Here is a 9731-nt window from a genome sequence, read left to right as displayed (position 1 = left end):
TGACCAGCCGCATTGCCCATTTGCTGGAAGGAGGCGTACATCCCGGCGAGATTCTCGCGGTGACCTTCACCAACAAGGCGGCCCGCGCCATGCGCGGGCGGCTGGATGGCATGGTGGCCATGGATTTACGGGCCTTGTGGATGGGCACCTTCCACGGCATCGCCCACCGCCTGCTGCGCATGCATCACGAAACGCTGGGCTTGCCCGCAGACTTTCAGGTTCTGGATGCCGACGATAGCCAGCGCCTGCTGCGGCGGATCATGCGTGAAGTGCAGATGGATGAGAAGCAGTGGCCGCCGCGGGCCATGGCCGGGCGTATCGGTCGCTGGAAAGACGAGGGTCTGGGGCCGGAGCAGGTGCTACAGTATGAAGGCCCGGCAGCGGCGCCCTTCGTTCCCATCTACAGCGCCTATGAAGCGGCTAAAAAGCGCTCAGGGCTGGTGGACTTCGGTGACCTGTTGCTCTACGCCCTGCGTCTCTGGGAATCGCAGGAAATCCTCGATCATTATCAGCGCCGTTTTCAGCATATTCTGGTGGACGAGTTTCAGGACACCAATGCGGTGCAATATGCCTGGCTGAAGGGGCTGGCGCGGCATGGGCAGATTTTTGTGGTCGGCGATGATGACCAGTCCATCTATGCCTGGCGTGGTGCGCGAGTGGAGAATCTGCTGCGCTTCGCAGAAGACTTTGCCGGGGCACAGGTGGTGCGGCTGGAGCAGAACTACCGTTCGACGACACCCATTTTGGATGCCGCCAATGCCGTCATCGCTCACAATCCTGATCGTCTGGGGAAAACCCTGTGGACGGCGGAGCCGGGTGGTGACGCCATTCAGTTATACACCGCCTATAACGAAGTGGATGAGGCGCGTTATGTGGTGGGGCGTATTCAGCAGTGGCTGGGCGCCGGTGGCCGCCGTGCCGAATGCGCCATCCTCTACCGCTCCAATGCCCAGTCGCGGGCCTTTGAAGAAGTGCTGGTGCGTGAAGGAATGCCCTATCGGGTGTATGGAGGCCTCCGCTTCTTCGAGCGGGCGGAAATCAAGGATACCCTCGCCTACCTGCGCCTCACGGTAAATCGTCACGACGATGCTTCCTTTGAACGAGTGGTGAATGTGCCGGCGCGGGGCATCGGTGCGGTCAGTGTGGATCGGCTGCGCAACCTGGCCCGGGAGCGGGGCCTGTCGCTCTGGCAGGCAGCGGGTGAGCTGGGGCAGCCGAAAATCAATGCCTTTCTTACTCTGGTGGATGCACTTGCCGCGCAGACCGCGGAGACGGATCTCGGCGAGCGGGTGGAGACGGTGCTGGCCCATACCGGCTTGCGCGAATGGCACGCCCGCGAGGGTGACCGCGCTGAAGGCCGCCTGGAGAACCTGGACGAATTGACCAACGCCGCGCGCAGTTATGCCCAGGACTGGTCGTCTGACCCGAATCTAGGCGATCTGGCACCACAGCCGGGGAACATGCTCTCGGAGTTTCTGACCCATGCCGCCCTGGAGGCAGGAGATGGCGCCGGGGATGCCTGGGAGGACTGCGTGCAGTTGATGAGCTTGCACAGCGCCAAGGGCCTGGAGTTCCCACTGGTGTTTCTGGTGGGGCTGGAAGAAGGACTTTTCCCCCACCAGCGCTCTCTGGAAGACCCCCAGGGACTGGCCGAAGAACGGCGTCTTTGCTATGTGGGTATGACCCGGGCCATGCGTCTGCTGGTCATCAGCCATGCCGAGAGCCGCCGCCTGCATGGCAGTGAGCGGATGACCATGCCTTCGCGCTTTCTGCGGGAGATTCCCCAGGAGCTTTTGCAGGAACTGCGACCGCGGGCGCGGATCAGCCGACCTGTTATACCCGTGCGGGCAACGGTACCGGATAGGCCCTTTCCGCTGGGCTCACGCCTCCGGCACCCGGTCTTTGGCGAGGGGATGGTGCTGGATTATGAGGCAGGCGGCCGCCAAGGCCGAATTCAGGTGCAGTTCGCTTCTGGAAGCAAGTGGCTGGCGCTGGGGGTGGTGGCTTTGGAGGGTTTGCCTTAAAAAAGGAGTGGAGCGTGATGAAAACAGGATTACGGGGATTTTTGTGCTTGCTGTTCCTGCTGTTTGCCCCTGCCGTCTGGGCGTCGGTGAATATCAATACCGCTGATGCTGCGGCACTGGATGCGCTGCCGGGCATTGGTCCGGCCAAGGCACAGGCGGTGCTGGAATACCGACAGGCGCATGGGTCTTTCAAGAGCGTGGATGAGCTCGCCAGCGTCCATGGCATCGGTCCCAAGCTATTAGAGCACTTGCGCCCGGTGGTGAGCCTCAGCGGCGACTCGGTGTTACCGCAAAAAACCGCCCGACAGGCTGGTCATTCCCATGCTGCAGTGCCTGTGGGAGAGGAACGCGTCGTTCGGCGCGGAAGTCACGGCTATATTCTGGAAAGTTCTCCACAGAGCAATGCCTTCTCGCTCAAAGACTAAGCTACCCCGCAATGATCTGGCTGTATTTCATCCGGATTGGGCCTTGCCCGCCAGCGAGGGCTTGTTCTTCGGCATTGCGCTGGCGTTGATTGCGCACTGGTCGGGGAAGAAGCTGCCGGATCATAAACCCTGAAGTCGTGATCTTGTTGAGGTGTTGCAGATCTGTGGCGGGCTGGTGTTTATACCATCTGGCGGCGCTTGAGAAGAATCCGCCGGTATTCCTCCGGGTCTTTGCACTGGGTGATGGCCCCGGGGCGGCGAAAGTGCACGGCATCCAGGCGCAGGAGCCAGAAGCGCAGGGCGGCGGCGCGCAGCAGCGGGAACCACAACACTTCCTCGCCGGTCTGCAGAGGGCGGGCAGCCACATAGGCATCCCATAACGCCGTAACTAACGCCCGGTCAAAACAACCATCGGCTTCCGAGCACCAGGAGTTGGCCACCACCGCCAAGTCGTAGAGCCAAGCATCATCCCCAGCGTAGTAAAAATCGATGGTGCCGGAGATCTGGCCGTTCTCGAACAAAACATTATCGGGGAAAAGATCCGCATGGACGACGCCGCCGGGAATTGCTGCGCGATCCAGCGCGCCCTGATAGGTCAGCTCTTCCATAATGATGGCGTTGTCCTCCGGGCTCAGGTGGGGCACCAGATGTCTGGCTGTCTCCTGCCACCAGGTGAGTCCGGCCGGATTGGGGTGCCGCTCCGGAAAGTTCTCCCCGGCCAGGTGCATCCGCGCCAGCAAGGTTCCAAGCGCGCTGATTTCGGCAACAGAGGGCGCCCGCCCCTCGATGGACGTACCGCTCAGGCGCTGAACGATGGCGGCGGGTTTACCACATAACGTGCTGAGGCTGTTTCCTGCCGTGGTATGCATGGGGCGCGGGCAGGGAATGCCGTGCAGGCTCAGCCATTCGGTGAGATTAAGAAAATAGGGGATTTTGTTGCGCGGCAGACGCTCGAAAAGCGTCAGGACAAAGTGACCCTTTTCGGTGTCGAGGAAATAGTTACTGTTCTCTACCCCGGCGGAAATGCCGGTCAGCGCATGGGCGACGCCGAGGTCATAATCCCTGAGAAATTGCGCGAGTTCGAGGTCACTGACATTGGTATAAACAGACATAAACGGCACTTTCGCTCAGAGATCAGGAATGAACAGGGCTACTTTACCAGCGGAAAATAACCCACTGGGGTACACTCAGGTGTTCAGCCGCCGTCTGCGGCACTTCGGTGAAGCGACCGGTGCCACCCTTGTCTTCCAGATAATAGGGTGGAAAAGGCTTGGGCGGGATGACCTTGACCATGTACACTTTGCCATTGACCTTATATTCTTCAATCTTGGAGCCTTGTGGCACCTTGATCTCGGCTTTAGGCCCGGTCTTGGCCTCGGGAGCCAGCGTGGGCAGATGCAGTTTTTGGAGATCATCCGCAGCCCATGCGGAGAAGCTGGTGCCTAACGCAAAGCAGATACCGACAACTAGGGCGAAGATACGTATGGACATGATAATACTCCCTGGGGCCATTAAAGGTTGAGAAGGGCCTCTGTCTCAGCGGCAGACGGCGCAAAGCCGCGTTTTTCATAGTGATTGAAAATGGCCGATACTACTTCGTCGGTGTCGTCGATAATGGTGATGAGATGGAGATCTTCCGGCTTGATGGTCCCCGCCGTCAGCATGGATTCCCGCCACCAGTCGATCAGTCCTTTCCAGAAACTGGACTCCACCAGAATGATGGGCATCTTGCGCGTCTTCCCGGTCTGTACCAGGGTCAGACACTCGGCAAGTTCGTCCAGGGTTCCGAAACCACCCGGCATCACCACATAGGCGACCGCGTATTTCACGAACATGACCTTGCGTGAGTAAAAATGCTCGAAGGATATGGAAACATCCTGGTAGGGGTTAATATGCTGCTCGTGGGGCAGTTCGATATTGAGCCCGATGCTGTAGCCCGTGCCGCGAAAGGCGCCCTTGTTGGCGGCTTCCATCACTCCGGGACCACCCCCGCTGATGACGGAAAACCCGGCATTGGAGAGTTTCTCGGCGATCTCCTGGGCTTTCAGATACCAGGGATGTTCCTGGTCGATGCGGGCTGAACCGAAAATGCTGACACAGGGTTCGACGTCGGCCAGTTTTTCGTAGCCATGCACAAACTCGGCAATAATCTGAAAGATTTTCCAGGCCTCGCGGGTGAGGCGTCCCTCGCCCTTATCGCGCAGTTTTTCCTCTTCGAGATGTGCCCGCATCCGTCATTCCCGTGTCAATGGTGGTGATTTTCCGTATTATGACGGAAATCCGCGGAGAAGTCCCAGACCATGCCCCAAGACCCCCGTATCCTCGTCGATGCCTCCAGCTTCCTCTATCGCGCCTTTCACGCGCTGCCCGACCTGCGCGCCCCGGACAATCTTCCGACCGGAGCTATTTACGGCGTCGCTAACATGCTTCGCCGCTTGCTCAAAGAGTATCCGAGTGACGAAATCATCGTCATATTCGACGCTCCCGGCGGCACGTTCCGGGACAGACTTTATCCTGAGTATAAGGCACAGCGGCCCTCCATGCCGGAGGAGCTACGGGCCCAGATTCCGCTGCTGCACGACTGGATCAGGGCCACCGGCCTGCCGCTCGTGATCGAGCCCGACGTGGAGGCGGATGACGTGATCGGCACCCTGGCCCGGGAGGCGGCGCCCGACCAGCAGGTGCTTATCGTCACCGGCGACAAGGATATGGCGCAGTTGGTGAACCCGCGAGTGCGGCTTATCGACACCATGAAAGGTGTCGAAACGGATGTGGCCGGGGTTGAGGAGCGCTTTGGTGTGCCGCCGGAGCGTATTGCCGACCTGCTGGCGCTGATCGGCGACAAGGTGGATAACATCCCCGGCGTGCCGGGCGCCGGACCGAAAACGGCCGCCCGGTGGCTGACGCAATATGACGATCTGGACGGTGTGCTGGCCCATGCCGGCGACATCGGTGGCAAGGTGGGTGAGGCGCTGCGTGCCTCCGCACATTTTCTGCCTTTGAGCCGCGATCTGGCGACCATTCGCTGTGATCTGACACTGCCTGCCGCGACTTACGCCCGCCGGGCGGCGGATGTGGTCGCCCTGCGGGCGTTGGCGCAGCGCCTGGGTTTCCATGCCTGGCTCAGGGACCTGCCTGCGGACGATGCGGGGAAGGTGCCAGAAAAGCGGAGCAGTGAGATTGATCGCGCCGCCTACCAGGCCATCACCACTGCGGAAGCGCTGGATGCGTTGCTGCTCGCCCTGAAAACGGCCGATGTGGTCGCTCTGGACACGGAAACCACGAGCCTCGACCCGCTTCATGCCGATCTGGTGGGGATTTCCTGCGCCTGGCCGGGTGGTGGTGGCTATCAGGCCGTCTACATTCCCGTTGGCCACCGCGACGGTAGTCCGCAACTGGATCGGCAGACCGTCCTCACCGCCTTGCGCCCCTGGCTGGAAGACCCACAGGCCGCCAAGCTGGCCCAGAACGCTAAATACGATTGGCGGGTTTTCTGGCGGCATGGCATCCACCCCGCCGGTCTGGCCCGCGACACGTTGCTGGAAAGCTACGTCTTTAACAGCAGTCACAACGGCCATGATCTCGATACCCTCGCCGAGCGCTATCTGCAACATCAGAACATCCGCTACGAAGAAGTGGTCGGCAAAGGCAAGTCGGCGCGTAGTTTTGCCGATGTGCCGATAGCGGAGGCACTGCCTTATGCGGCAGAAGACGCGGATGTCTGTCTGCGTGTGGATGCGCAGCTCTGGCCGCAGTTCGCCAGCGAGCCCGGTTTGCAGCGCGTGTTGATGGAAATAGAAATGCCGCTGGTGCTGGTGCTGGCGCGTATGGAAGAAGCGGGTGTCAAAGTCGATCGCGCCCAGCTCGAAGTGCTGAGCACGGAACTGAGTAAAGACATGGCGGACTGTGAACAGAAGGCCTTTGTTCTGGCGGGGCAATCCTTCAACCTCAACTCCCCCAAGCAGATTCAGGAAATCCTCTTCGACAAGATGCAGTTGCCGGTACTCAAGAAAACTCCCGGCGGTCAGCCTTCGACCAATGAAGACGTGCTCGCCCAGCTCGCTGTTCACGCCGATCTGCCGCGCCTGATTCTCGATTATCGTGGCATGGCCAAGCTCAAAAACACCTATGCGGATGCACTGCCGCAGATGATCAATCCCGACACCGGCCGGGTCCATACCCATTTTCAGCAGGCGGTGGCGGCCACCGGACGCCTCTCCTCCAGCGATCCGAATCTGCAAAATATCCCGGTGCGTACCGAACAGGGCCGGCGTATCCGTCAGGCTTTTGTCGCCGAGGAGGGGCACTGGCTGCTGAGCGCCGATTACTCGCAGATCGAACTGCGTATCATGGCCCATCTCTCCAGGGATGCCCGTCTGTTGCAAGCCTTTGCGGAGAAACAGGACATCCATGCGGTTACCGCTGCCGAGGTCTTTAATCTGGCACCGGAGGCGGTGGACAGTGCTGCGCGCCGGGCGGCCAAGGCCATCAACTTCGGTCTGATCTATGGGCAGACGCCCTACGGCCTCGCGCAACAGTTGGGCATTGATCAGGCGGCGGCGCGACAGTACATGGACCGTTACTTTGAGCGTTATCCGGGCGTTCTCGAGTATATGGAGCAGACCCGTGCCCTGGCGAAAAAGCAGGGCTATGTGGAGACGCTCTTTGGCCGCCGTCTGTATGTACCGGAAATTCGCTCCAGCAATCCGGCCCGGCGTAATTATGCCGAGCGTGCGGCCATTAACGCACCTATGCAGGGCACTGCGGCGGATCTCATCAAAATGGCAATGATTGCCGTGGATGTCTGGTTGCAGGAACAGCCCGAGCGTGGTCGGATGATTCTCCAGGTGCATGACGAACTGATTCTGGAGGTGCCGGAGGCCGGCCTGGAGGCTGCGAAGTCGGCACTAAGGGCGCGTATGGAAGGTGTAGCAGAACTGGCGGTGCCGCTACTCGTGGGGTTGGGTGTCGGCAAGCACTGGGATGAAGCGCACGGCTGAGCTCAGTCTTTTCTGGCAGTCTCCGTCCCGCTGCTGAAGCGGAACATCTTCATCACCGCATTACTGTCAAGTTGTTCGCCGTTGAGGGCCATGGCCAGCAGTTCCCCGCCCAACACCTGGGGGGCGATAATCATATCCGGCTGCACCCGGCGGACGCGCCCCAGATTTTTGCTGTCGTTGACGGCAGCCACGGTTTTGGCCGACCCCTCCATTTCTTTGACAGCCAGCACCACAAAGGCGTTTTCCGAGTCGTCGGCACGTAAAGCCAGTACGGCCGCAGCCTGCTCGGCACCGGCACTGCGCAGCACATCTGTATCGCTGGAGTCGCCGATGACCAAATCCTCTGGCTGATAGATGGAGTCATCAGGCTGGTGTCCCATGATCACTACGACGGGCAGATTGCGTCCCTTGAGTTCGCGATAGCTGTTGCGCGCCAGCGGGGTGTCACCCGCAATAATATAATGGCCTTTACGAATCATGCGGCGTTTTTCTCCTTGCAGGGCAGATTGCAGGCGATTATTCACGGCCGGGACGATAATAGCGGAAAGCGAAGTAGCAAATACCGTTATTCCCAATACGATTAAAGATACCACAAAAAGTCGCGATTCGTTGCTGACCGGCAGGATATCTCCATAGCCCACGGTGGCCATGGTGACTACCGAAAAATAGAGTGCCGAAGAAAGGCTATGAATCTGCGGTTTGAATCCGTTCCCCAAAATATATGCGCCAAAGACGCCATAACTCATGACCATAATGGCGCCGACCAAGGCAAACAGCGTGCCAGTTGCCAGACTGCTGCGGTTAAAACGGCCACGAAATATCCACAGGAAAAAGACCAGCGCGGCATTGTAGTAAAGCAGCACGGAGATCTGATGGGGGTGCCGATAAATTCCGAAGACAAGGATGGCCATCGCCATGATCAGGACGATGGCCCAGGCAAAACGGGAGCGAAAGAGCAGGCCCAGGGACATGATCAGCAAGATGATGCCCGCCGCACCCTGGGGAATGCCGCGAAAGGCATCGAGCACAAAGCTGTGAGAGACGTCTGCCAACCTGCCGACGTAGCTCAGGCCCAGCAGATGCTCCAGCGCCGGGAGGATATTGAAGAGCCCGAGAAAACCTACCGCCGCCGCGATGGGAAAATGCGGATACCAGTGTTCCAGGTGGAGGATGTTTGCCCAGCGCTGCCCGCGTGCGTGCCAGCGGGCACGCCAGTCTGGCCGCAACACATGCCAGGGATGGTGTTCACTGAACTTTTTGCGCACGCCTCACTCCAAAACCGTGGATGACCTGTTGGTTATCCGGATCCGGTCTGCCCTCCCTGGCCGGATCATGAGTCCTCCCCTCCCTTTGAGGACTCGCTATTAGCCCCGGCCAAGGCCGGGGTTTCTTTTTCTGCTTCTGGCGTGAGCCAACTCGCTATACGTTCATGCAACTCGTCTATACCAAGCCCTGATTGGGCGGAGAAGAGCTGCATGGCGACCCCATGCAATTCCGGAATCCGCCGCAGGCGGGCCATTTCTTGAATCGCCGCGCCGCGACTGAGTTTGTCTGCCTTGTTCAACAAGACATGCACTGGCCTTCCGCAGCCCGCCGCGAAGGCAATGAGATCGGCGTCATGGGGGCCGTAGGGGTGGCGGATATCCATCACCAGGATTAATCCGCGCAAACTGCCGCGCCGCCGCAGATATTGTTCCAGCAACGGTCCCCAGGAGCGCCGCAGCGCCTCGGGTACCTTGGCATACCCGTAGCCAGGCAGATCCACGAGGCGCTGACCCGGATCGAGGTCGAAAACATTGATGGCCTGGGTACGGCCCGGGGTGCGACTGACCCGCGCCAGGGCCCGGCGCTCGGTCAGCATATTGAGGGTGGATGACTTGCCGACGTTGGAACGGCCAGCAATAGCCACTTCGACGCCATCATCGGCGGGTAACTGTTCCGCTCGGGTCACACTCAGGCGGTAGGCAGCCCGCCGTAGCGGCGCGAAACGAAAGGAATTGGGGTTGGTATGGTCCATGCTTAGAGCATAGTCGCCGCCTACCCCGTCTGGCAATGCGAAACCATAAAAATTGCACCCGCCGCAGTCTGGGCGCGGCCGTAGACTGCGGATGTTGCAGGTCTCGCGCCGCGCGCAAGGGGCGCTATCGTCGCCTCGGTTATGTCCTCACCTTGTCATCCGTGTTGCGCGTCATTCTTTTCTAAAAAATCGCTGAAAAAAATACAAATACGCGCCTTGCAGCACCCCCGCAATGAGAAAGGGCGTTATCAGCATCTCTGATTGA

The 9731-nt window shown here is 59.8% G+C and carries 8 protein-coding genes; 3 read left to right on the top strand and 5 right to left on the bottom strand.

The features are described 5' to 3' along the window. Positions 1 to 2024, top strand: a 2024-nt coding sequence (locus tag AC2VNK_RS04255) for a 3'-5' exonuclease (RefSeq protein WP_486882939.1), incomplete at its 5' end; no start/stop codon positions are given. Between the two features lie 17 nt (positions 2025 to 2041). Next, on the top strand, positions 2042 to 2449 hold the full coding sequence (locus AC2VNK_RS04250) for a ComEA family DNA-binding protein (protein WP_291521129.1): 408 nt from the start codon (positions 2042 to 2044) through the stop codon (positions 2447 to 2449). A gap of 179 nt (positions 2450 to 2628) precedes the next feature. Here the strand turns inward: AC2VNK_RS04250 and AC2VNK_RS04245 are convergent, their stop codons facing one another. The 3 genes from AC2VNK_RS04245 to AC2VNK_RS04235 are packed head-to-tail and all read right to left on the bottom strand — an operon-like array spanning position 2629 to position 4680. Further along, on the bottom strand, positions 2629 to 3561 hold the full coding sequence (locus AC2VNK_RS04245; protein WP_486882938.1) for a homoserine kinase: 933 nt from the start codon (positions 3559 to 3561) through the stop codon (positions 2629 to 2631). Positions 3562 to 3604: 43 nt separating this feature from the next. Next, positions 3605 to 3940 (bottom strand): DUF2782 domain-containing protein, encoded by a 336-nt coding sequence (locus tag AC2VNK_RS04240; RefSeq protein WP_486882937.1) that lies wholly within the window; start codon positions 3938 to 3940, stop codon positions 3605 to 3607. A 20-nt stretch (positions 3941 to 3960) separates the two neighbouring features. After that, positions 3961 to 4680 carry an LOG family protein gene (locus AC2VNK_RS04235; protein ID WP_291521135.1) on the bottom strand — a complete coding sequence of 240 codons (720 nt, stop codon included), beginning with the start codon at positions 4678 to 4680 and terminating at the stop codon, positions 3961 to 3963. Positions 4681 to 4749: 69 nt separating this feature from the next. Between AC2VNK_RS04235 and polA the strand changes: the two genes are divergently transcribed. Further along, positions 4750 to 7449, top strand: a complete 2700-nt coding sequence (gene polA, locus AC2VNK_RS04230) for a DNA polymerase I (protein ID WP_486882936.1) — start codon at positions 4750 to 4752, stop codon at positions 7447 to 7449. A 2-nt stretch (positions 7450 to 7451) separates the two neighbouring features. Here the strand turns inward: polA and kch are convergent, their stop codons facing one another. Both kch and yihA read right to left on the bottom strand, forming a co-directional pair. After that, positions 7452 to 8714, bottom strand: a complete 1263-nt coding sequence (gene kch / locus AC2VNK_RS04225; protein WP_291521139.1) for a voltage-gated potassium channel protein — start codon at positions 8712 to 8714, stop codon at positions 7452 to 7454. 65 nt (positions 8715 to 8779) lie between these two features. Then, positions 8780 to 9466: a ribosome biogenesis GTP-binding protein YihA/YsxC gene (yihA, locus tag AC2VNK_RS04220; RefSeq protein ID WP_486882935.1), complete on the bottom strand. Its 687-nt coding sequence runs from the start codon at positions 9464 to 9466 to the stop codon at positions 8780 to 8782. Between the last annotated feature and the right edge of the window lie 265 nt (positions 9467 to 9731).

The organism is Acidithiobacillus sp. TH-A35, from assembly GCF_057473505.1.
The sequence above is the reverse complement of the archived record's forward strand: the minus strand, read 5'-3'. Positions and strand labels throughout refer to the sequence as shown.